Below are 22,013 nucleotides of genomic sequence, written 5' to 3' on the forward strand. Positions count from 1 at the left end.
TCGAACCGCGATCCAAATCGGTGCGACCAACTCCGGATGCGCTTCGTCCTCGGCCTCCTCTCCGCTCTGCTCGGAATGCTCGCCGGCTGGTCCGCGCTTGCAGCGCTGGTGATCATGCTGGCGGGGCCGGGCCACGATGGCGGCATCGCCATGGGTGCATTCTTCGACGTCGGCCCGATAGGCGGCGTGGTCGGCCTGATCGCTGGCATCTGGCTGTTCACGCGCATTGGCTTCGCTCGAAACAGTGCGGCTCCGTCCGTTGCGGACACATCCAGCGCCGCAATTCGCACCGAGACGCGGCTGTCGTTCCCCTTTGCCGTCACGCTTCTGGTCATTACAGCAGGCTTGGCCTGGTGGGCGTGGTACGAATTGATCCGCTCTCCTTATCTCAGCCACGGCTTCATGACGCTCGAGCTTGAATTCCGGCTACCTGCCGGAATGACCCTGCCGGATAACAAGGACGACGTGCGGATCGAGGTCGAGGAAGCGCGGGGACATGCGATGGCATCGCCGGCCGCGAATTGGCGCGCTCATGATGGTGACCGTCGGGCGATCATTGGCTCCGCCTCGTTGACGTACAAGACGCGCCACCGCCTCGTCAGGCTCACGCTCCCGGGCATTCCAACGCAAACCTGGCCGATTGATCTTTCCTCCGATCCCGATCCCACGCCCGCCTATTCGCCCTGGTACGTTGCCAGCGAAGCATCGCCCACAAAGATCGAGATGCATTTCCGCCTGAGCGCCGATCGCTGACGAGCGCGCGGCGGAAACATCTGGACGCACATCACATCTGCCGCACGCCCGACAGATGCCGCCAACATGTCCCGCGTCTGCCGCACTGTAGACGCATTCCGACGCCCATCTGTTGGGCGTGTCTGGGGGCACGGCACTGCCGTGTTTGGACCAAACCTTCAGGGGTATGACTGTGAAGAAGATTGTATTTGTCGTGGGTGCTACGTTTGCTCTGGTGACGGCTGCGAACGCTGCGGATCTGCCGCGCCGGCAGCCCGTCTATGCCCAGGAGCAGGCGCCGATCGGCAAGATGCCGATTGGCAAGAGCCCGATCGGAAAGAGCCCGATCGGCAAGGCGCCCGGCCCGGTCGTGTCGCGCTACTGACGCGCAACTTGGTTGTGTGAACGACCGACAGTCGAGGGGCACGACGTGAATAACAAACCTGATCGATCGGGATACTGCCTGCTCGCAGGGTTCGCCCTCGCGACCATGATCGCGTGCACGACGCCATCGGCCTCGGCCCACGAAGCGAACAAGCGCATTGCCGAGGCAAATGCGCTTGTCCCGGCCGACACCGCATCACGACCGGCGCCGCAATCGACGAGGCGCCCGGTCGCGCGCGTGGAGAAAGGTCCGTACTACGTCGACTTCCGCGCCCGTACGGCCGCGAGCTGGGGCCATGCCTTCGTCTGGTACGGCAAGACCAGCGAGAAGGCCGTCGAGGTCGCCGGCCTTACGCCCGCGGGTGACACGCTTGCATACGTACTCGGTCACCTCACCTGGGTGCCATCCGAGACCGGCGCAAGCTACGGCGATCTCGATCCGGACTATTTGACGGCCAGCTATCGCGTCTACCTCAACGAAGCCGACGCAAAGCGCGTGTTCGCCTACATCAAGAAGCTGCAGGCGAGCTCGCCGGTCTGGAACGCCGAGACCACCAACTGCACGGGCTTCATCGGTGACATCGCGGAGTTCATGGGATTGAAGGTCCCGTACCGCTGGCAGCGTCCGGAAAACTTCGTCAACAACCTCAAGGAAATGAACGGCGGCCGCCCGATGGTGCGGCTGTCGGCGGAGTAGCAGGCGCCCGTCATTGCGAGCGCAGCGAAGCAATCCAGACTGCACCTACGGAGGGACGCTGGATTGCTTCGCTGCGCTCGCAATGACGATGTGGAGACAGTCGCGTCTCCTGCATTCTCGCCTCACCCGGAATCCGCGCTGTGCGCGCATTCCGGCCCCGCAAGCGGAGCGAGGCGAAGGACAGTACCGCTCTTCGCCTACAAACTTACTCAGTTCAGAGGTAACGCATGAAGGCTTATGTCTATGGCCCTGATGGAGCTGCGATTTCCGAGATCGCAAAGCCCACGCCAAAGGGCACGCAGGTGCTGGTCCGCGTCCGCGCCTGCGGGCTGAACCGCGCCGACACCGGCATGCGCAAGGGCCACGCTCATGGCGCGGCCGGCGGCGCCGGCACCGTCCTCGGCATGGAATGGGCCGGTGAAGTCGCCGAGCTCGGCTCGGATGCGAAGGGCGTGAAGGTCGGCGACCGCATCATGGGTTCGGGCGGTGCGGCGTTCGCGGAATATACCCTGGCCGACCACGGCCGGCTGTTCCACGCGCCCTCGAACATGAATTTCGAGGAAGCGGCCAGCCTCCCCGTAGCGCTTGCGACCATGCACAACGCCGTCGTCACCGTCGGCGGTGTGCAGCCGGGACAAGCCGTGCTGATCCAGGGCGCAAGCTCCGGCGTCGGCCTGATGGCGATGCAGATCGCAAGGCTGAAAGGTGCAAAGCTCGTGATCGGCTCCTCCACTGACGCCACTCGCCGTCGCCGGCTCACCGCGTATGGCGCCGATCTCGCAATCGACTCCTCCGATCCAAAGTGGGTCGACGAGGTGCTGAAGGCAACGAACGGCGAAGGGGTCGACCTCATCGTCGATCAGGTCTCGGGCAAGGTCGCGAGCCAGAACCTCGCCGCCACCAGGGTCAAGGGCCGCATCGTCAATGTCGGCCGGCTCGGCGGCACGCATGCCGACTTCAACTTCGACCTGCACGCCGCGCGCCGCATCAACTATGTCGGCGTCACCTTCCGCACCCGTACCATCGAGGAGGTCCGCGAGATCTTCGACGAGGTCAAGAAGGACATTTGGGGTGCGGTGGAGTCGCGAAAGCTGCAGCTGCCGATCGACAAGGTGTTCGCGTTCGCCGACATCGATAAGGCGTTCGAGCACATGGAAGCGAACAAGCATCTGGGGAAGATCGTTGTGACGGTGTGAGGGGTGCGGCAGCGGAGCGAGAGCGGCATGGCCCCACTCCCTCCGCTCGTCATGGCCGGGCTTGTCCCGGCCATCCACGTCTTTACCCCTCGACCCCTCGCGCAGAAGAACGTGGATGCCCGGGCCTTCGCCTCGCCGAAGTTTTGTAGGGTGGGCAAAGCGAAGCGTGCCCACCATATCCCGATGATCCGAAAAAGCCCGGTGGTGGGCACGACGCTTCGCGTCTTTGCCCACCCTACGAAAGCCGCTCCTGCAACTCACTTGCGACTACAGCTGTGGACTGCCGCTTGATGTTCACGCCCGGGCTGCTAAATCCCCGCCATGACCTCCCAGCACAGTAAGGCGTCGGTTGCGGCGATCTCGATCTTCGCCAGCGGCGGCATGGCCGCGGCCAAGTTCGCGGTCGGTATCGCGATCGGTTCGCTCGCGCTGATTTCGGAGGCCTTGCACTCCTCGATCGACCTGGTCGCGACCATCATCACCTGGGCGGTGGTGCGGGTGTCGGACAAGCCGGCCGACCACGAGCACCATTACGGCCACGGCAAGCTGGAGAGCATCTCCGCGCTTGGCGTCACCGCCCTGCTCTACGTACTGGCCGGCGGCATCCTGGTCGAGGCCTATAGCCGGCTGCGTGAGGGAACCCCGCCGCTGACGATCTCCGCCGTGCCGTTCGTGGTGTTGGTGATCGACATCGCCGTCAACCTGTGGCGAGCCCGCGCCCTGCACCGTGCGGCGCGGGAAACCCGCAGCCAGGCGCTCGCGGCGGATGCGCTGCATTTCGCGTCCGACGTCATGGGCTCATTCGCGGTGATCGTCGGCCTGATCCTCGCCGCCCTCGGCTTCTGGTGGGGCGATGCGGCCGCGGCCGCGGCCGTCGCCGTGATGATTGCGGCTCTCGGCCTGCGCATGGCCGGCTCGACGGTGCAGACGCTGGTCGATCGCGCGCCGGAAGGTGCGCAGGAGACGGCCACGGCCGCGATCCGCGGCGTGCCGGGCGTGATCGACGTCGAGCGGCTGCGGGTGCGCATGGTCGGCGCGACCACGTTCATCGACACCATCGCGAAGGTGCCGCGGACCTACCCGATCGACCGCGTCGAGGACATCAAGCGCAACGCGCAAGCCGCCGTCGACAAGGTATTCGGCGATGCCGACCTTACCTTCACCGCGGCGCCGGTCGCGCGCGACAACGAGACCGTGCGCGACCGCATCATGGTGATTGCGCGCAATTCGGGCCTCGCGGTCCACCACGTCACGGTGCACGACCTCGGCGCCAAGCTGATCGTCGGCATCGACCTCGAGGTCGACGCCGAGATGCAACTCGATGCCGCCCATGAGATCGCCAACATGCTGGAGCGCAACATCCAGGAGGAGTTCGGCGCCGATGTGGAAGTCGATGTCCATATCGAGCCGCTCGAACCGGAACTCCCGTTCGGTGTCGATGCAGCGCCGGAACGGGTCCACACCATTGCCGCTGCACTCACGGAATATGCCGCCCGCGGCGAGATCCACGACATCCACAATGTCCGCGTCCGCAACACCGACGCCGGCGAGGTCGTCAACTTCCACTGCCGCGCCGCGCCGTCGATGAGCGTGACCAGGGTGCACGAGCATGTCGATGCGATCGAACGCGCGTTGCGACGCGCGTTCCCTAGCGTGAAGCGCGTCATCAGTCATGCCGAACCACCGCGGGCGTGACGCAGAGTGCGCGAGGAGTCGCACGTTCTCGTTTCGGACTCGCGGCGCGCGTCATATTGCGGACGAGGGCCGCGCAAATTCTGCGCTGGATAAGAATAAATTCGCATTAACGATTCGTTGACTCTCGACAGCCTGCGAAAACTGGATTCAAATCGCTGTGATTCGGAAGCGACGTGGGGCTGCTTTCCGGACCTAGTCGCAAGCAGGTTTTCAGGGGGCCGAAGGCATGGCGCGTGCAGACGCCGCGAACGCGTGTGTCCAATCCGATTCGATCAAAGGATTGGCGCAATCGATCGCGAAACCTGCCTATCATCGGCTCCTGATCGCGGAGCCGGCGCTGCGGCGCGCCGTGCCGACGCTGATCATTGCCTTCCTCATCACGATATGCCTCGGCGCCTTCGTCCAGGTCGTCGATCAGACGCGCCAGAAGCGGCTGGTGATCCGGCACGACATCTCGGCGCTGGCCGACCTGCTCGCCGAACGCATCGATCGCCTCACCTCCGCACGGCAGGAGCGGCTGAAGAACATCGAGAGCCTGCCGACGCTGCTGCCCGACCTGATCCCGTCCTGGGGCACCGCTTCGGGCCGCCACGTCATCGTCACCTCCGCCGGCGTCGATCGCCGCATCCTCGCGCGCATTCCCGTCGGCGGCGATCCTGCCGGCAACGATCGCCTGCTCGATTCGATCACGACCGCGCAATTGCTGGCGGCACCGCCGCGCGACACCAACGTTGCCGACATGACGCTGCCGAACGGCAACGCCGCGATGGCGACCTCGCGCCCGATCAAGTCGCTGCCGGGCCTCATCACCGTGATCCAGGAGCGCAACGAGCCGATCTGGGGCTCGGACGCCGCGCTCTCGGTAACTCTTTCGGCGACCACCGGCTTCGTGGTCCTGATCCTCGGCTTCGCCTTTCACTGGCAGTCGACCCGCGCCCGTGAGGGCGACCTGATCAACGACGCCGTGCGCGGCCGCATCGATACCGCGCTCAACCGCGGCCGCTGCGGCCTTTGGGACTGGGATCTGTCGCGCGGCCGAATCTTCTGGTCGCAGTCGATGTTCTCGATGCTCGGCCTCGACGGCCGCAACGAGCTCCTGACCTTCGGCGAAGTCAACGCGCTGGTGAAGTCCGACGATATCGACCTGTTCGCGATCGCCGATCAGCTCATCTCCGAGAAGATCGACCACATCGACCAGACCTTCCGCATGCAGCATGTCGACGGCCACTGGATCTGGCTGCGCGTCCGCTGCGAAAAGACGCGCGGCGCGACCGACTCCAGCGTCCACCTGATCGGGATTGCGGTCGACATCACCGAGCAGAAGAGCCTCGCCGAGAGGACCGTGGAAGCCGACCTGCGGCTGCGCGACGCGATCGAGACCATTCCCGAGGCCTTCGTGCTGTGGGACGCGAGCGACCGCCTCGTGCTCTGCAATTCCCACTTCCAGCGCCTGCACAGACTGCCCGACAGCGCCGTCATTCCCGGCACGTCCTACGAGACCGTGCTCGAAGTCGGCCGCATGCCGGAGGTCCGCACCCGTCACAACGAGACCGCAAGCCAGAGCCCGGGCGCGCGCACCTTCGAGGCGCAGCTCGACGACGGCAGCTGGCTGCACATCAGCGAGCGCCGCACCAAGGACGGCGGCTACGTCTCGGTCGGCACCGACATTACCCGCATCAAGGAGCACGAGCAGAAGCTCGTCGACAACGACCTGCGCCTGCGCGCCACCGTTATCGACCTGAAGCGCTCCCAGGCGGCGCTCGAACGCCAGGCGGGCGAGCTGGCCGACCTCGCCGAGAAATATCAGCGCGAGAAGACCCGCGCCGAGGAAGCCAATCAGACCAAGTCGAAATTCCTCGCCAATATGAGCCACGAGCTGCGCACGCCGCTCAACGCGATTATCGGCTTCTCCGAGATCATGGGCTCAGGCATGTTCGGCGATCTCGGCTCGGAGAAGTACCAGGAATATTGCCACGACATCCTGACCAGCGGGCATTACCTGCTCGAGGTCATCAACGACATCCTCGACATGTCCAAGATCGAGGCCGGCCGCATGAAGCTCGACATGGAAGAGCTCGACCTGGCACGGACGCTCGCCGAATCCCTGCGCGTCGTCTCCGGCCGCGCGCAAGACAAGCTCCTGACGCTCGATGCCGACATCGCAAAATCCATCTCCGTCGTCGCCGACCGGCGGGCCACCAAGCAGATCATCGTCAACCTGCTTTCGAATGCGGTGAAGTTCACGCCGGACGGCGGGCGCATAGTGGTGCGTAGCCGGGAACTCGACGACAGGATCGTGCTGATGATCGCCGATACCGGCATCGGGATTGCGCCGCACTCGCTGGCGAGGCTGGGGCGCCCGTTCGAGCAGGTTGAGAGCCAGCTCACGAAGACTTATCACGGCTCGGGACTGGGGCTCGCGATCGCGCGCTCGCTGGCACAGCTCCACGGCGGTTCGATGCGGTTGCGCTCCAAGCTCGAGGTCGGCACCGTCGTGCGCGTGACCCTGCCGCGCGACGCCAAGAAGGCGGCAACCGGAGTTTCCGCCGCGGCGTGAAGCCGGGCTAGAGCTGCAACGTCGGCGCCACCTCGCGCGCGACATTGACCAGCGCGGCGATCAGCGGCGTCATCGGATCGCGCTGCGGGATCACCATGCCGATGCTGTAATTGACTTCGGGATCGATGATCGGGATCGAGCGCACAGTATCGGAAAGGCCGAGCGTCTCGGCCAGCTTCGCCGGCATCACGCTCGCCCAGCGCCCCGTCTTCACATGCGTGAACAGCACGAGCAACGAGTTCGAGGTCAGCGTCGGTGTCGCCTCCGCGCCGACCGAGCGCAGCGCGCGATCGATGATGCGGCGGTTCTGCATGTCAGGCGTCAGGAGGCATAGCGGCACCTGCCCGACCTCCTTCCACGTTACGGTCTCGCGGTCGCCGAACATCCCGTCCGGCGCGGTCAGAAGACGATAGCTCTCGTTGTAGAGCGGAATGGTGCGGACCTTGCCGATCGGCTCGTTCTCGATGTAGGTCAGCCCGGCATCGACCTCGAGATTTTCGAGCAATCCCAGCACCTCGGACGAGGTGGTGGACTGGATGCGGAAGCGCACGTCGGGATGCCTGGCGCGGAACGGCGTCGTCAGCGCAGCGACCATGCCGAGCACGGTCGGAATCGCCGCGATGCGGATCTCGCCGGAAAGCTTGTCCTTCAGCGAATTGATCTCCTGGCGCATGGCGCGGGCATCGCCCACGATGCGCCGCGCCCAATCCAGCGCCCGCTCGCCTTCCGGGGTGAAGCCCTGGAAGCGCGACCCGCGCTGGACCAGCATCACGCCGAGGATCTCCTCGAGCTGCTTCAGCCCGGTTGACATGGTTGGTTGCGTCACGCCGCACACCTCAGCGGCCCGGCCGAAATGCCGCTCCTTTGCCAGCGCCAGCAACAGTTCAAGCTTGTCGAGCAACCGCGCATCCCCTTGGATTCTGTCGTGGCATGCAAGCTAGCACGGCCCAGCCCCTCTCAACACGCAAAAACCGCCGGACCGAACGGCGCCAATCGCATTTTCGTATCGACCGATTGCGCTCGGAAATCGATCTGAATTCGCAATCGCAGCATGAGACAGCTTTATTGATCTTCGAACGATTCCAAATACTCATAGGGGTCAGTCACTCCGGCCGAGAATGAAGAATGACAGCGGTTTACGAAGCTCGTCACGAACCTTGGGATGAAACGCGCGGCGCCGAGATCATCGCCGAACATGCCAGCCAGGAAGGCGCGACGCTGGTCGTCCTGCACGCGCTCCAAAAGGCATTCGGCTACGTGCCGGAGGCAGCCATTCCCATGGTGGCTCAGGCGCTCAATCTGTCGCGCGCCGAGGTCCATGGCGTGTTCACGTTCTACCATGATTTCCGCCACAAGCCGGCGGGCCGCCATGTCCTGAAACTCTGCCGCGCCGAAGCCTGCCAGGCTGCGGGCGGCGATGCGCTGGCTGCACGCGCCGAGGCCAGGCTCGGCGTGTCGCTCGGCAACACCACGGCCGATGATCGCGTTACGCTGGAGCCGATCTACTGCCTCGGCCTGTGCGCGACTGCGCCGTCGGCAATGCTCGACGGACGCCTCGTCGGCCGGCTCGATGAGAAGCGCCTCGATGCACTGATGGCGGAGGCCCAACGATGAGCATGCGTCTGTTCGTCTCGCGCGATGCGGGTGCGCTTGCCGTCGGCGCCGACGAGGTCGCGCTGGCGCTGCAACAGGCTGCGGCCACGCGTGGCGTCGCCGTCGAGATCGTCAGGACCGGTTCTCGCGGCCTGTACTGGCTGGAACCGCTGGTCGAGGTCGCGACGCCGCACGGCCGGATCGCGTTCGGACCGGTCACCGAGAGCGACGTGCCCTCGCTGCTTGATGCGCTCGCCAGCAACACCCCGCATCTGCTGCGGTTAGGGGCGACCGACGAGATCCCCTGGCTGAAGCGCCAGACTCGCCTGACCTTCGCGCGCTGTGGCGTGATCGATCCGCGCTCGCTTGGGGATTACCGCGCCCATGGCGGCTACAAGGGCCTGGAGCGCGCGCTGTCGCTCGGCTCCGATGCGATCCTCACCGAGGTCACCGCGTCCGGATTGCGCGGCCGCGGCGGCGCGGGCTTTCCGACCGGCATCAAGTGGAAGACGGTCGCGCAAGCGAAGGCGGATCGTAAGTTCATCGTCTGCAACGCCGATGAAGGCGACAGCGGCACTTTCGCAGACCGCATGATCATGGAAGGCGATCCCTTTCTCGTCATCGAGGGCATGACGACCGCCGCGATCACCGTCGGCGCGACCAAGGGGTACATCTACATCCGCAGCGAATATCCGCACGCGGTCGAAGCAATGAGCGCGGCGATCAATGCGGCAAAGCGCGGTGGCTATCTCGGTGACAAGATCGGCGGCTCCACGCACAGCTTCGATCTCGAAGTGCGGGTCGGCGCCGGCGCTTACGTCTGCGGCGAAGAGACGTCGCTGCTGGAAAGCCTCGAAGGCCGCCGCGGTCTCGTGCGCGCAAAGCCGCCGCTGCCGGCGCATCACGGCCTGTTCGGCAAGCCGACCGTGATCAACAACGTGCTGTCGTTCGCAGCCATCCCCTTCATCCTCGCCGAAGGCGCCACGGCCTATGCGGATTTCGGCATGGGCCGCTCGCGCGGCACGATGCCGATCCAGCTTGCCGGCAACATCCGCCATGGCGGGCTGTTCGAGACCGCGTTCGGCGTAACGCTCGGCGAACTCGTCGACGACATCGGCGGCGGCACCGCCACGGGCCGTCCGGTCCGCGCGGTCCAGGTCGGCGGCCCGCTCGGCGCCTATTTCCCCCGCGCGCTGTTCGACACGCCGTTCGACTACGAGGCCTTCGCTGCGCGCGACGGCCTGATCGGCCATGGCGGCATCGTCGTGTTCGACGACAGCGTCGACATGCGCAGGCAGGCCCGCTTCGCGATGGAATTTTGCGCCGTCGAATCCTGCGGCAAGTGCACGCCCTGCCGGATCGGCTCGACCCGCGGCGTCGAGACCATCGAGAAGATCATGCGCGGCGAGCGCGTGAGCGAAAACCTCGCGATCGTCGAGGACCTCTGCAACACCATGAAATTCGGCTCGCTCTGCGCGCTCGGCGGCTTCACGCCCTACCCCGTGCTCAGCGCATTGAAGCACTTCCGGGAGGATTTCGTCCCGGCCCCAAGCACGCTTCAGGCCGCGGAATAGGAGAACGACGATGTCTCTGATCGAAGAAATCGACTTCGGCACGCCGCGCTCGAAATCGGAAACGATGGTCACCCTGACCATCGACGGCAAAGAGGTCACGGTGCCCGAGGGCACCTCGATCATGCGTGCCGCGATGGACGCAGGCCACCAGATCCCAAAGCTCTGCGCGACCGACATGGTGGATGCGTTCGGCTCCTGCCGTCTCTGCCTCGTCGAGATCGAGGGCCGAGCCGGCACGCCGGCCTCCTGCACCACGCCGGTGGTGCCCGGCCTCGTCGTGTACACCCAGACGGAGCGGCTGAAGACGCTGCGCAAGGGCGTGATGGAGCTCTACATCTCGGACCATCCGCTCGACTGCCTCACCTGCGGCGCCAATGGCGATTGCGAATTGCAGGACATGGCCGGTGCCGTGGGCCTGCGCGACGTGCGCTACGGCTATGAAGGCGAGAACCACGTCTTCGCAAAATCAAATGGCGAGGTGAATCCCGCCTGGATGCCGAAGGACGAGTCCAATCCCTATTTCACCTACGATCCCTCCAAGTGCATCGTCTGCTCGCGCTGTGTCCGCGCCTGCGAGGAGGTGCAAGGCACCTTCGCGCTGACCATCTCCGGGCGCGGCTTCGACAGCCGCGTCTCGCCCGGCATGAGCGAGAGCTTCCTCGGCTCCGAATGCGTCTCCTGCGGCGCCTGCGTGCAGGCCTGCCCGACCGCGACGCTGACGGAAAAGTCGGTGATCGAGATCGGCCAGCCCGAGCACTCCGTGGTCACCACCTGCGCCTATTGCGGCGTCGGCTGCACCTTCAAGGCCGAGATGCGCGGCGAGGAAGTCGTGCGCATGGTGCCCTATAAGGACGGCAAGGCCAATCGCGGCCATTCCTGCGTCAAGGGCCGTTTCGCCTGGGGCTATACCAACCACAAGGAACGCATCCTCAAGCCGATGATCCGCGAAAGGATCGAGGATCCCTGGCGCGAAGTGTCGTGGGATGAGGCGTTCTCGTTTGCCGCCACGAAGATGCGCAGCATCCAGGAGAAATATGGCCGCGATGCCATCGGCGGCATCACCTCGTCGCGCTGCACCAACGAAGAAACCTATCTGGTGCAGAAGCTGATCCGCGCCGGCTTCGGCAACAACAACGTCGACACCTGCGCACGCGTCTGCCATTCACCGACCGGCTATGGCCTGTCGCAGACCTTCGGCACGTCCGCTGGCACGCAGGACTTCGACTCGGTGGAGAATACCGACGTCGCCATGATCATCGGCGCAAATCCGGCCTCGGCTCATCCCGTCTTCGCATCGCGCCTGAAGAAGCGGTTGCGCCAGGGCGCAAAGCTGATCGTGATCGATCCGCGTCGCACCGAGATGGTGGAATCGCCTCACGTCAAGGCGCTGCATCTACCGCTGATGCCCGGCACCAACGTCGCCGTCGTGACGGCGCTGGCCCATGTCATCGTCACCGAAGGCCTCGTCAACGAAGCCTTCGTGCGCGAGCGCTGCGACTGGAGCGAGTTCGAGGAATGGGCTGCGTTCGTCGCTCAGCCAAAGAACAGCCCGGAGGCGACCGCGATCCTGACCGGCGTAGATCCGAAGGACCTGCGCGAAGCCGCACGCATCTACGCCACCGGCGGCAACGGCGCGATCTATTACGGCCTCGGCGTCACCGAGCACAGCCAGGGCTCGACCACCGTGATCGCGATTGCCAACCTCGCGATGGCGACCGGCAATATCGGCCGTCCCGGCGTCGGCGTGAACCCGCTGCGCGGCCAGAACAACGTGCAGGGCTCCTGCGACATGGGCTCGTTCCCGCATGAGCTGCCCGGCTATCGCCACATCTCGGGCGATGCCGTGCGCGACCAGTTCGAGGCGCTGTGGAACGTCAAGCTCAACCCCGAACCGGGCCTGCGCATTCCCAACATGTTCGATGCCGCGATCGAAGGCACGTTCATGGGCATCTATGTCCAGGGCGAGGACATCCTGCAATCCGACCCGAACACCAAGCATGTGGTCGCGGCGCTCTCCGCGATGGAATGCGTCATCGTCCACGACCTGTTCCTGAACGAAACCGCGAACTACGCCCACGTCTTCCTGCCCGGCTCGAGCTTCCTCGAGAAGGACGGCACCTTCACCAATGCAGAGCGCCGCATCCAGCGCGTGCGCAAGGTGATGACGCCGAAGAACGGGCTCGCCGACTGGGAGGTCACGATCGGCCTTGCCAAGGCCATGGGCCTCGACATGCACTACAATCACCCGTCCGAGATCATGGACGAGATCGCGGCGCTGACCCCGACCTTCGCCGGCGTCTCCTACGCCAAGCTCGACGAGCTCGGCTCGGTGCAGTGGCCCTGCAATGAAAAGGCGCCGGAGGGTACGCCGGTGATGCACATCGACGGCTTCGTCCGCGGCAAGGGCAAGTTCGTCGTCACTGAATATATTGCCACCGACGAACGCACCGGCCCCCGCTTTCCGCTGCTGCTGACCACGGGCCGCATCCTCAGCCAGTACAATGTCGGTGCGCAGACCCGCCGCACCGAGAACGTGGTCTGGCATGCCGAGGACCGGCTGGAGATCCATCCCCACGACGCCGAGCAGCGCGGCGTGCGCGACGGCGACTGGGTGCGGCTGCAGAGCCGCGCCGGCGAGACCACGCTGCGCGCGGAGATCACCGACCGGGTCGCGCCGGGCGTGGTCTACACCACGTTCCATCACCCGGACACGCAGGCCAACGTCATCACCACGGACTATTCGGACTGGGCGACCAATTGTCCCGAATACAAGGTCACGGCGGTGCAGATCTCGCCGTCGAACGGCCCGTCCGACTGGCAGAAGACCTATGACGCGCAGGCGCGGCACTCCCGCCGCATCGCGCCGGCCGAAGCCGCGGAGTAGCGGCATGCACGTGCCGGTCCAGGCCATCGACCGCGAAATATGGCGCAACGACGTCGCGTCCGAAGGGGCGCGGCTGGTCCCCGAGGAGACGCCGCTGGCGCTGACCTATAATGGCGGCACCTATGCCGTCATGATGGGTACGCCGCAGAACCTGGAGGATTTTGCCGTCGGCTTCAGCCTGGACGAAGGCATCGTCAAATCCGTCGATGAAATCCGATCGCTCGAGGTGGTCCGTCTCGACGAGGGGATCGAACTGCGCATGTGGCTGGCATCGGAGGACGTCGGGCGGATCAGCGAGCGCCGCCGCCACATTGCAGGCCCGACCGGTTGCGGGATCTGCGGCATCGATTCCATTGCGGAAGCCGTGCGGCCGGCAGCGGTGGTGCCGCAGGGGCAGACCTTCACGCCGGAGCAGATCATGGCGGCGATGCAGGCCATCGCGCCGCTACAGTCGATCAATCTGCAAACCCGCGCCGTCCACGCCGCGGCGTTCTGGGCACCGCCCCGCGGCATCGTCGCACTGCGCGAGGATGTCGGCCGCCATAACGCGCTCGACAAGCTCGCCGGTTCGCTGGCGCGCAGCCGGACGGATGCAAGCGGCGGCCTGGTGCTGCTGACGAGCCGCGTCTCGGTGGAGATGGTGCAGAAGACCGCCGCAATCGGCGCGCCGGTGATGGTCGCAGTCTCCGCGCCCACCGCGCTTGCGGTACGCACCGCGGAGGCAGCCGGTATCACGCTGATTGCGATTGCGCGGCAGGACGGGTTCGAAGTGTTTACGCATGGCAGCCGGGTCGTGGCCCATGCCACGGAGGTTGCCGATGTCGCCTGACCGCCTGATCTACATGGCCAACCAGATTGGCACGTTCTTCCGCAGCCAGGGCCACGACAAGGCCGTGCCGGGGATCGCCGAGCACATCAAGAAGTTCTGGGATCCCCGGATGAAGCGGGCGATCTTCGCCCATCTCGATGCCGGCGGTGCGGGCCTGGAGCCGAATGTCCGCGAGGCCCTTATCGCGCTGAAGCAGGCGATGTTGCTTCCAACAGCGCCCTGAACACGCGCCGTACTTCGGCCTGCGTTTCCTTCACGCGCGCCTCGAGCGATGAGAAATCCGGCGCATCGCCGGCCCGCGCCATCATCCGCTGAAGGTCGGTGCCGGCCGTCTCCGGCCTGAAGCGGTCGCTGACGCAAAGCCGCAGGATCTGCGTGAGGTCGTAATAGAGCCGCGTGGCAGCGCGCAGGATTTCGGCCTCAGATTGCGGCAGCACACCGAGCCTGGCGGCGTTCTCCAGCACTTGCATCGTGCCGACATCCAGGATTTCCGGCTTTGCGTGAGCATGGACGAGCTGGAGATATTGCGCGATGAAGTCGATGTCGATCATGCCGCCGGCGGCATATTTCAGATCCCAGTAATCGGTCTCGCCCTTCTCCTGCGCGATCGCACGCCGCATGTCCGCGACGTCGGTCGCGATGATCACGGGGTCGCAGCGGCGGGTCAGGACGTCGCGGATCACGGCCTCGATCCGTTCGCGAAACTCCGGCGATGCCGACACCACGCGCGCGCGCGTCAGCGCCATGTGCTCCCAGGTCCAGGCCTCGTTGGCCTGGTAGTCCGCGAAGGAGACGAGGCTTGACGCCACCGGACCGGCGCGCCCCGAAGGACGCAGCCGCATGTCGACCTCGTAGAGCACGCCGTAATTGGTTCGCGTGGTGAAGGCGCTGATCAGGCGCTGGGTGAAGCGGGCGAAGTAATGCGCACCCTGCAGCGACTTCGGCCCATCCGAGTCCGGATGGTCGCTGTCGAAATCATAGAGCAGGATCAGGTCGAGATCGGAGGACGCGGTCATTTCGCGGCTGCCGAGCCGGCCCATGGCGAGGATCGCGGTTTCCTGGCCCTGGATACGGCCGTGCTGGGCGGCGAAGCGGTCGGCAACGAGGCCGTGCACGGTGTGGACGATGCCTTCGGCGACGTCGGCAAACGCCGTGCTCGCCTGTTGCGCCGAGACGGTGCCGGAAAGAATGCGCGTGCCGATCAGGAATAGGCTCTCCTGTCCGAACAGGCGCAGGCGATCCAGAAACTCCTCGTATGAACTCGCGTCCTGCACCGTGGCCGCGAGCCGCTCCGACAATTCCTGCCGGTCCGGCATCGCGCCGAAGAAGCGTGGATCGATCAGACCGTCCATCAGCTGGGGCTTCCGCGCCAGCATCTCGCCAAGCCGCGGTGCCGCACCGAGCACCAGCGCCACCAGCGCGACGAGTTCGCGGTTCTGGCCGAGCAGCGTGACCAGCCGCCCGCCGCGCTGCAGCGCCTGAAGAAAATGATCAAACGCAACCACCGCGCGGTCCGGCTCCTCCGCATGCGCGAGGCCGTCGATCAGGGCTGGAAGAAACTCGACAAAGGCGCTTCGCGTCGCCTCAACGCGGAACACGCGGTAGTTGCCGTCGATCCAGTCGCGCATGGTCTGCGCGACGGCAGCGGGCTTCTTGAAGCCGAGCGACGCCAGATGCTGGAGCAGGCGCGGCTCCTCGGGACCGGCGCGGTAATCGATCGCCGGCAATTTCGCCGTGCCGGTCGGGTCGTCACTCTCGAACAGCTTTTCGTAGTGTCCCTGGACGATTTCCAGCTGGCGCAGCATGTCGCGCGCGAAGGCCTCGCGATCCGGGTAGCCGAAGAACCAGGCAAAGCGCTCGACTGCCTTCTTGTCTTCGGGCAGCGCATGGGTCTGCTCGTCGGCGATCATCTGGAGGCGGTGCTCGACCCGGCGCAGAAACGCGTATGCCATGGCCAACTCGTCGCGCGCCGTGAAGGTGATCCAGTTGCTGGCGGCGAGCACGTCGAGCGCGGCGAGGGTCGGCCGCACCCGCAACTCCGGATGGCGGCCGCCCGCGATCAATTGCTGGGTTTGCGCAAAAAATTCGATCTCGCGGATGCCGCCGCGCCCGACCTTGACGTTATGGCTTTCGACCGCGATTTCACTCTGCCCGCGATAGGTCTGCATCTGCCGCTTCATGTCGTGAACGTCGGCAAGCGCGGCGAAGTCGAGATGCTTGCGCCAGACGAAGGGAGAGATTTCGGCGAGCAGCGCCTCGCCTGCTTTGAGATCACCGGCGCAAGCACGCGCCTTGATCATCGCGGCGCGCTCCCAGGTGCGCCCTTCCCGCTCGTAGTAATCGAGCGCAGCGTCCCGTGAGATCGCCACCTGCGTCGAGGACGGATCGGGACGCAGGCGCAGATCGACGCGGAAGACGTAGCCGTCATAGGTGCGCTGCTGGAGAATGCGCGCCATGGCTTGCGTCACCCGGACAAAGAACGGTTGCGGCTCGATGTCGGGCGCCAGTGTCGTGGCGTCGGGATCGAAGAACACGATGAGGTCGATGTCGCTGGAATAATTCAGCTCGCCCGCGCCCATCTTGCCCATCGCGAGCACGATCAGGCCGCAGCCCTCTTCCGGCACCTCGGGATCGGGTGGCGAGAGTTTTCCGCGTGCGGCCTCCTGCCGCAGCAGAAACTGGAGCGCCGCCTGCACGGAGGACACGGCAACATCGGTCAGAGCCGCTGTCACGCGCATCACCGGCCAGACCCCGCCGATATCGCATAGCGCGGTCAGAAGCGCCGCCTCCGCCTTCGTGCGGCGAAGCAGCCGCATCACTTCGGCCTCATCGGCTGCAGCGAGCACCGCGCTTCTCGCCTCTGCAATCAACGCCTCGAGATGCGTATCCGGATCGCATTGCAGAAGCCGGATCAGGCGCGGCGGATCGGCGCGCATCAGCTCGAACAGATAAGGCGAGAATTCCGCGATGCCGGCCAGGATATCCCGCGCCAGGGGATGGACCAGAAATGCTTCAAGACGGACGGACTGTGCCGGCTCGAGCTCGGCCAGCCAATTTTCAAAACGTCGTTCGTCGGTTGCGGAAGCGGCAATATGGGGAGCCTCCGCGAAACGCGCGGCCAGGCCCTCGCCATGCTTGTCCGCGTTTCCCGGCGCGGAGTGGTTCATGCCACCTTCTGTGGCACATCCTGCATCGGAGGAGCAACCCTGTCGCCAGCGCGCGCCGGCAGTACCAGCGTGGCGACGAGACCGGGCTGCGCATCGCCCAGCCGCAATTCGCCGCCATGCAATGTCGCGACCGCCGAGGCGAGGCTGAGGCCGAGCCCGGAGCCCGGCAGCGTGCGGCTGGCCTCCAACCGCACGAATCGCTCGACGACATGCTTGCGGTCGGCCTCGGGGATGCCGAGGCCACGATCGGTGACGCTGAGCAGCACCTGATCGCCCTCGCGCTTCGCCTCGATCGTGATCTGCCGGCTGTCCAGGCTCACCACGGTTCCCGCCGCCTGAGCCACCGGCTTGCCGTATTTGATCGCATTCTCGACCAGATTGGCGAGCGCCTGGCTGATCAGCTCGCGGTTGGCGTGAACCGGCGTCGGCTCGCACCTGACATTCAAGGTCATGCCATCGTCTTCGGCAAGCGGCTCATAGAGCTCGTGGATGCCGTTGGCGACCTCGGCGGCATCGAAATCATCCATATTTCCGCGCGCCTGCCCGGACTCCGCACGCGCGATCATCAGCAGCGCGTTGAAGGTGCGGATCAGGCCGTCGGATTCCTCGATGGTCCGTTCCAGCGCGGCGCGGTAGTCGGCCTCGCCGCCCGATTTCGCCAGCGCCTCCTCGGCGCGGTTGCGCAGGCGCGTCAGCGGCGTCTTGAGGTCGTGGGCGATGTTGTCGGAGACCTCCTTCAGCCCCGCCATCAGCGCCTCGATACGCTCCAGCATGGCATTGAGGTTTTCGGCGAGGCGGTCGAGTTCGTCGCCGCTGCGCCCAACGGGCAAGCGCTCGCTGAGATCGCCCGTCATGATGCGATGCGCGGTGCCGGACATCGCGTCGATGCGCGTCAGCACCCTGCGCGCGACGAAGACGCCGCCGCCGAGACCGAGCACTACGACGATCAGGATCGACCATTGCGCGGCCTTCGCCACGATACCGAACAGCCGTCGCCGCTCATCGAGATCGCGGCCGATCAAGAGCCGGAAACCGTTCGGCATCTCGGTGACGCGCACCAGCGCGCGATGATCGCGCTCGTCCGCCTCCTCCATTCGCCGATAGGCCGTCTCCGACCATCCCGTCGTCGCCATGACGCCGGGCGCCAGCGCGCCGACATTGCCGGCGACCGCCTGCCCCGTCGGCGTGGTCACGAGATAGAGGTTGGCGCCGGGCCGCAGCGCCCGATATTCGATCGCGCGCGAAAGACCGAGCAGGCCGCGACGGCCGTAGATCTCGTTGATCTCTGAGGTCTCGGCATTCACCGTCTGCGTAATCTCTTCGGTGATCAGCCGCCGCGTATTCCAGGCGAAATAGCCCAGCAGCGAGGCCGCGAAAATCGCAAACAGAAACAGGTAGACCAGCGTCAGCCGGAACGCCGTGGTGCGGACGAGTTTACCGAATGCCGTCACGGATCATGTATCCGGCGCCGCGGATCGTATGCAGCAGCGGCCGCTCGAAGCCCTTGTCGATCTTGGAGCGCAGCCGCGAAATGTGCACGTCGATCACGTTGGTCTGCGGATCGAAATGATAGTCCCAGACGTTCTCCAGTAGCATGGTACGGGTCACCACCTGGCCGGCATGCTTCATGAGGTATTCGAGCAGGCGGAATTCGCGCGGCTGAAGCGTCAGCTCGTCCTTGCCACGGGCGACGCGATGGGAGAGCCGGTCGAGCTCGAGATCGCCGACCCGGTAGAGCGTGTCCTCGGCAGGGCCGCCGCGGCGGCGCGACAGCACCTCGACGCGGGCCAGCAGCTCGGCGAAGGAATACGGTTTTGGCAGATAGTCGTCGCCGCCGGCACGCAGGCCCTTGATACGGTCGTCGACCTGCCCGAGCGCGGAGAGAATCAGCACCGGCGTCGATTCGCCCTTGTCGCGGAGCGCGCCGATCAGCGACAGGCCGTCGCGCTTGGGTAGCATGCGGTCGACCACCAGCACGTCGTATTCGCCGCTCTCGGCCATGGCGAGGCCTTCCTCGCCGTCGCTGGCGTGGTCGGCAATGTGGCCGACCTCGCGAAACGCCTTCACGAGGTAGTCGGCGGATTCGCGGTCGTCTTCGATGATGAGGAGGCGCATTGTGCGGTCGGCGGCGGTCAAGGAGGTCAACCTTCTCTGAACATGGCGCGAGCGGCAATCGCATGCAAGCGGAGCGGGACGATCTTGCATCGGGAAAAAGGCGGGCGGTGAAGCTGGGGGGACCTCACCGCCCTAGGCCTTCCGACGGAGGGGGGCGTAATTCCACCGGAAGGTAGACAGGGGAAGCAAACTTTGTGTTGCTCCCCCGAAGGGCGCCGCCGGCGGGGGCGACTGATGCCGGCGACACCCTTCATCTCGTAAGCCTCCTGAGGCCTAGCCCTTGGCGAGGGGCACTGCGACGAAGCGCGACTGGCCGCCGCTCTTCACGCGCATCAGGACGCTGTTCTTGTTGTCGGTCCGCGCCGTGTTGATCGCGTCGCGGACGTCGCCGGCGGTGCTCACGCTCTTGCCGCCGACTTCGAGAATCACGTCGCCCTCCTTGAAGCCGCGTTCGGCCGCGGCGCTCTTCGGGTCGACTTCGGTAACCACGACGCCATCCTTGCCGGCGCCGGCTACAGAATTTGCGGGCGCGACCGTCATGCCGAGCTTGGGCACGTCAGTGCCGCGGTTCGCACCCTTGTTGGTGTCCGTATCGGTGTCGGACTTGGCCTCGACGGTGTTCGGCAGCTGGCCAAGCGTCAGGTTCACGACCTTGTCCTGACCCTTGTGCAGCACGTTGAGCTTCACGGTCGCGCCGGGCGCCAAGCCGCCGATGGTGCGGGCGAGCTCGCGGGCGTCCTTGACGGGTTCGCCATTGACCGCCGTGATCACGTCGCCGGACTCGATGCCGGCCTTGGCAGCCGGACCATTCGCCTGCGGTTCAGCAACCAGCGCGCCTTCGGCCTTCTTCATGCCGAGGCTGTCGGCGATATCGGATGTCACCGGCTGAATCTGCACACCGATCCAGCCGCGGCTGACCGAGCCCTTGTCCTTGAGCTGCGCCACGACGCTCTTGACAGTGCTGGCCGGAATCGAGAACGCGATGCCGACGCTGCCGCCGGAGGGCGAGTAGATCGCGGTGTTGACGCCCATCACCTCACCCTCGGTGTTGAATGCCGGACCGCCGGAATTGCCCTTGTTCACGGGCGCGTCGATCTGGATGAAATCGTCATATGGACCGTTGCCGATGTCCCGGCCGCTGGCCGAGACGATGCCCGCAGTCACGGTGCCGCCGAGGCCAAAGGGATTGCCGACCGCGAGCACCCAGTCGCCGATCCGCGGCTTGCCGTCGGCAAGCTTGGCGAACGGGAAGTTCGAGCTGCCCTCGACCTTGATCAGGGCCACGTCGGTGCGCTGGTCGGTGCCGATCACCTTCGCAGTATAGGTCTTGCCGTCATCGGTCGTGACCTCGACCTTGTCGGCGCCGTCGACCACATGGTTGTTGGTGACGGCATAGCCGTCAGCGGAGATGAAGAAGCCGGAGCCCTGGCCCTGGACCACGCGGCCGCGGCCGCCCTTCTGACCCGGGAAGCCATCCGGTCCGCCGAAGCGGCGGAAGAATCGCTCCATCGGCGAGCCCGGCTGGAACGGAGAAGAATCGTCATCGCTGTCGTTGCTCGCGGTCTTCTCCTTGATGTTGACCTTCACCGAGATCACGGAGGGCTTCACGCGCTCGACGATATCGGCGAAACCGATGGGGCGCTCGACCTTCCGAACCTCGTTGTTGACCTGCGCATGCGCCGGGCTGGAGAACAGGTCGGCAGGCGAGGTCGATGGGCTGAAGCCATAGACGGCGACGCCGAGGCCGGCGACGACCGAGGCCATCAGCGCGATCTTGCGCGCGGAGAACGCCGAGCGGCGGGGCTGCCGGTAGGACGGAAGGTTCGAAAGATCACGGTCGGTCATGCAGATGTCTCCAGGGCCTTGAATTCCTTTTGGTGCCGGATGGCAGCACCATACGGACCTAAAGATGGGGGCTCCCGCCTTACCGTGCGCTGGCGATGGGGTTAAACTTTCGTAATGAACGCCCGAGCCGATGCGGCAGTTTATCGCAGTCCAAAAATCGCGATTCCGCAGGAACTTAACAGGGTTCCGGTGACGCGCGCCGGAGCGCCCGCGCTGCGCATCGCAGCCTGCGTATGATGCGCAATTAGCGTCGCAATTAGCTAGCGCGATGGGGCGTCGTCGGACATCAAGGCGGCGAGCCGCGCCTCTTCGTCCGGCGTGAGCGGCGGGGCCGGTATGTCTGCTCCACTCTGCGCACGCCGCCGGATTTGCAGCCACAGCGCCAGGCCGCCGCCGGCCAGCAGCAGCGGCGCAAGCAGCCACAACAGCAAGGTCTGACGCTCGAAGCGCGGCTTCAGCAGCACGAACTCGCCATAGCGCGCCACCAGGAAGTCGAGGACTTGCGAATTGCTGTCGCCGGCTGCGATCCGCTCCCGCACGAGGAGACGCAAATCGCGCGCGAGCGGCGCGTCGGAATCGTCGATCGACTGATTTTGGCAGACCATGCAGCGCAGCTCGCGCGACAATTCGCGCGCGCGGACCTCCTTGGCGGGATCCGACATGATCTCGTCGGGTTGCACGGCATAGGCCGCGGGCCACGACAGCAGCGTTAGCGCAATGATCACGAGCCAGATCCGACGCATCG

Annotated in this window: 17 protein-coding genes; 11 read left to right on the plus strand and 6 right to left on the minus strand. The window is 65.5% G+C overall.

The genetic code is table 11. The features are described from left to right. Window positions 1-36 precede the first annotated feature (36 nt). The 6 genes from FXV83_RS14350 (at window position 37) to FXV83_RS14380 (ending at window position 7,261) form a co-directional block, all read left to right on the plus strand. Window positions 37-753 carry a hypothetical protein gene (locus tag FXV83_RS14350; protein WP_148739941.1) on the plus strand — a complete coding sequence of 239 codons (717 nt, stop codon included), beginning with the start codon at window positions 37-39 and terminating at the stop codon, window positions 751-753. Window positions 754-919: 166 nt separating this feature from the next. Further along, entirely contained in the window at window positions 920-1,117 is a 198-nt protein-coding gene (locus FXV83_RS14355; protein WP_148739943.1) for a hypothetical protein, read from the plus strand. A 45-nt stretch (window positions 1,118-1,162) separates the two neighbouring features. Continuing rightward, window positions 1,163-1,813: a hypothetical protein gene (locus FXV83_RS14360; protein ID WP_148739945.1), complete on the plus strand. Its 651-nt coding sequence runs from the start codon at window positions 1,163-1,165 to the stop codon at window positions 1,811-1,813. 227 nt (window positions 1,814-2,040) lie between these two features. Beyond that, entirely contained in the window at window positions 2,041-3,009 is a 969-nt protein-coding gene (locus FXV83_RS14370) for a quinone oxidoreductase family protein (RefSeq protein WP_148739948.1), read from the plus strand. A gap of 321 nt (window positions 3,010-3,330) precedes the next feature. Next, window positions 3,331-4,704 carry a cation-efflux pump gene (locus tag FXV83_RS14375; RefSeq protein WP_148739950.1) on the plus strand — a complete coding sequence of 458 codons (1,374 nt, stop codon included), beginning with the start codon at window positions 3,331-3,333 and terminating at the stop codon, window positions 4,702-4,704. A gap of 226 nt (window positions 4,705-4,930) precedes the next feature. Further along, window positions 4,931-7,261, plus strand: a complete 2,331-nt coding sequence (locus FXV83_RS14380) for a PAS domain-containing sensor histidine kinase (RefSeq protein WP_148739952.1) — start codon at window positions 4,931-4,933, stop codon at window positions 7,259-7,261. 7 nt (window positions 7,262-7,268) lie between these two features. On the opposite strand, the gene FXV83_RS14385 is transcribed toward FXV83_RS14380, so the two are convergent. Continuing rightward, window positions 7,269-8,162: a LysR family transcriptional regulator gene (locus tag FXV83_RS14385; RefSeq protein ID WP_148739954.1), complete on the minus strand. Its 894-nt coding sequence runs from the start codon at window positions 8,160-8,162 to the stop codon at window positions 7,269-7,271. Window positions 8,163-8,386: 224 nt separating this feature from the next. Here FXV83_RS14385 and FXV83_RS14390 point away from each other — a divergent pair, with 224 nt between their 5' ends. Genes FXV83_RS14390 through FXV83_RS14410 form a run of 5 tightly spaced genes read left to right on the plus strand, consistent with a single transcriptional unit; the run spans window position 8,387 to window position 14,364 of the window. Beyond that, a complete protein-coding gene (locus tag FXV83_RS14390) occupies window positions 8,387-8,875 on the plus strand; it encodes a formate dehydrogenase subunit gamma (protein WP_148739956.1) in 489 nt (162 codons plus the stop codon). Continuing rightward, window positions 8,872-10,428 (plus strand): formate dehydrogenase beta subunit, encoded by a 1,557-nt coding sequence (locus FXV83_RS14395; RefSeq protein ID WP_148739958.1) that lies wholly within the window; start codon window positions 8,872-8,874, stop codon window positions 10,426-10,428. Before FXV83_RS14390 ends, FXV83_RS14395 begins: the two co-directional genes overlap by 4 nt. Window positions 10,429-10,438: 10 nt before the next feature. Continuing rightward, window positions 10,439-13,312, plus strand: a complete 2,874-nt coding sequence (gene fdhF, locus FXV83_RS14400; protein ID WP_148739959.1) for a formate dehydrogenase subunit alpha — start codon at window positions 10,439-10,441, stop codon at window positions 13,310-13,312. Window positions 13,313-13,316: 4 nt separating this feature from the next. Beyond that, a complete protein-coding gene (fdhD, locus tag FXV83_RS14405; RefSeq protein ID WP_148739961.1) occupies window positions 13,317-14,141 on the plus strand; it encodes a formate dehydrogenase accessory sulfurtransferase FdhD in 825 nt (274 codons plus the stop codon). Further along, on the plus strand, window positions 14,131-14,364 hold the full coding sequence (locus FXV83_RS14410; RefSeq protein WP_187435893.1) for a formate dehydrogenase subunit delta: 234 nt from the start codon (window positions 14,131-14,133) through the stop codon (window positions 14,362-14,364). Before fdhD ends, FXV83_RS14410 begins: the two co-directional genes overlap by 11 nt. Here the strand turns inward: FXV83_RS14410 and FXV83_RS14415 are convergent. The 5 genes from FXV83_RS14415 to FXV83_RS14435 all read right to left on the minus strand — a co-directional run bounded on the left by FXV83_RS14415 (window position 14,321) and on the right by FXV83_RS14435 (window position 22,011). Then, the gene (locus tag FXV83_RS14415; protein WP_148739965.1) at window positions 14,321-17,308 is read right to left on the minus strand and encodes a bifunctional [glutamine synthetase] adenylyltransferase/[glutamine synthetase]-adenylyl-L-tyrosine phosphorylase; all 2,988 of its coding nucleotides are present in this window, start codon (window positions 17,306-17,308) and stop codon (window positions 14,321-14,323) included. The genes FXV83_RS14410 and FXV83_RS14415 overlap by 44 nt on opposite strands. Further along, window positions 17,305-18,759 carry a sensor histidine kinase gene (locus FXV83_RS14420; protein WP_148739967.1) on the minus strand — a complete coding sequence of 485 codons (1,455 nt, stop codon included), beginning with the start codon at window positions 18,757-18,759 and terminating at the stop codon, window positions 17,305-17,307. Before FXV83_RS14420 ends, FXV83_RS14415 begins: the two co-directional genes overlap by 4 nt. Next, window positions 18,743-19,423 carry a response regulator transcription factor gene (locus tag FXV83_RS14425; RefSeq protein WP_148739969.1) on the minus strand — a complete coding sequence of 227 codons (681 nt, stop codon included), beginning with the start codon at window positions 19,421-19,423 and terminating at the stop codon, window positions 18,743-18,745. The genes FXV83_RS14420 and FXV83_RS14425 overlap by 17 nt, the downstream gene beginning before the upstream one ends. 273 nt (window positions 19,424-19,696) lie before the next feature. Then, the gene (locus FXV83_RS14430; protein WP_148739971.1) at window positions 19,697-21,268 is read right to left on the minus strand and encodes a Do family serine endopeptidase; all 1,572 of its coding nucleotides are present in this window, start codon (window positions 21,266-21,268) and stop codon (window positions 19,697-19,699) included. Window positions 21,269-21,528: 260 nt separating this feature from the next. Next, the gene (locus tag FXV83_RS14435; RefSeq protein WP_148739973.1) at window positions 21,529-22,011 is read right to left on the minus strand and encodes a cytochrome c-type biogenesis protein; all 483 of its coding nucleotides are present in this window, start codon (window positions 22,009-22,011) and stop codon (window positions 21,529-21,531) included. Window positions 22,012-22,013: the final 2 nt, after the last annotated feature.

The sequence above is a fragment of the Bradyrhizobium hipponense genome (assembly GCF_008123965.1).
GTDB classification, from domain to species: domain Bacteria; phylum Pseudomonadota; class Alphaproteobacteria; order Rhizobiales; family Xanthobacteraceae; genus Bradyrhizobium; species Bradyrhizobium hipponense.

Coding starts and splice junctions, on each gene's coding strand:
- FXV83_RS14415 (WP_148739965.1), bottom strand. CDS start 17,308: ATGAACCACTCCGCGCCGGGAAACGCGGACAAGCATGGCGAGGGCCTG.
- FXV83_RS14375 (WP_148739950.1), top strand. CDS start 3,331: ATGACCTCCCAGCACAGTAAGGCGTCGGTTGCGGCGATCTCGATCTTC.
- FXV83_RS14395 (WP_148739958.1), top strand. CDS start 8,872: ATGAGCATGCGTCTGTTCGTCTCGCGCGATGCGGGTGCGCTTGCCGTC.
- FXV83_RS14425 (WP_148739969.1), bottom strand. CDS start 19,423: ATGCGCCTCCTCATCATCGAAGACGACCGCGAATCCGCCGACTACCTC.
- FXV83_RS14435 (WP_148739973.1), bottom strand. CDS start 22,011: ATGCGTCGGATCTGGCTCGTGATCATTGCGCTAACGCTGCTGTCGTGG.
- fdhF (WP_148739959.1), top strand. CDS start 10,439: ATGTCTCTGATCGAAGAAATCGACTTCGGCACGCCGCGCTCGAAATCG.
- FXV83_RS14390 (WP_148739956.1), top strand. CDS start 8,387: ATGACAGCGGTTTACGAAGCTCGTCACGAACCTTGGGATGAAACGCGC.
- FXV83_RS14350 (WP_148739941.1), top strand. CDS start 37: ATGCGCTTCGTCCTCGGCCTCCTCTCCGCTCTGCTCGGAATGCTCGCC.
- FXV83_RS14370 (WP_148739948.1), top strand. CDS start 2,041: ATGAAGGCTTATGTCTATGGCCCTGATGGAGCTGCGATTTCCGAGATC.
- FXV83_RS14355 (WP_148739943.1), top strand. CDS start 920: ATGACTGTGAAGAAGATTGTATTTGTCGTGGGTGCTACGTTTGCTCTG.
- FXV83_RS14380 (WP_148739952.1), top strand. CDS start 4,931: ATGGCGCGTGCAGACGCCGCGAACGCGTGTGTCCAATCCGATTCGATC.
- FXV83_RS14430 (WP_148739971.1), bottom strand. CDS start 21,268: ATGACCGACCGTGATCTTTCGAACCTTCCGTCCTACCGGCAGCCCCGC.
- FXV83_RS14410 (WP_187435893.1), top strand. CDS start 14,131: ATGTCGCCTGACCGCCTGATCTACATGGCCAACCAGATTGGCACGTTC.
- fdhD (WP_148739961.1), top strand. CDS start 13,317: ATGCACGTGCCGGTCCAGGCCATCGACCGCGAAATATGGCGCAACGAC.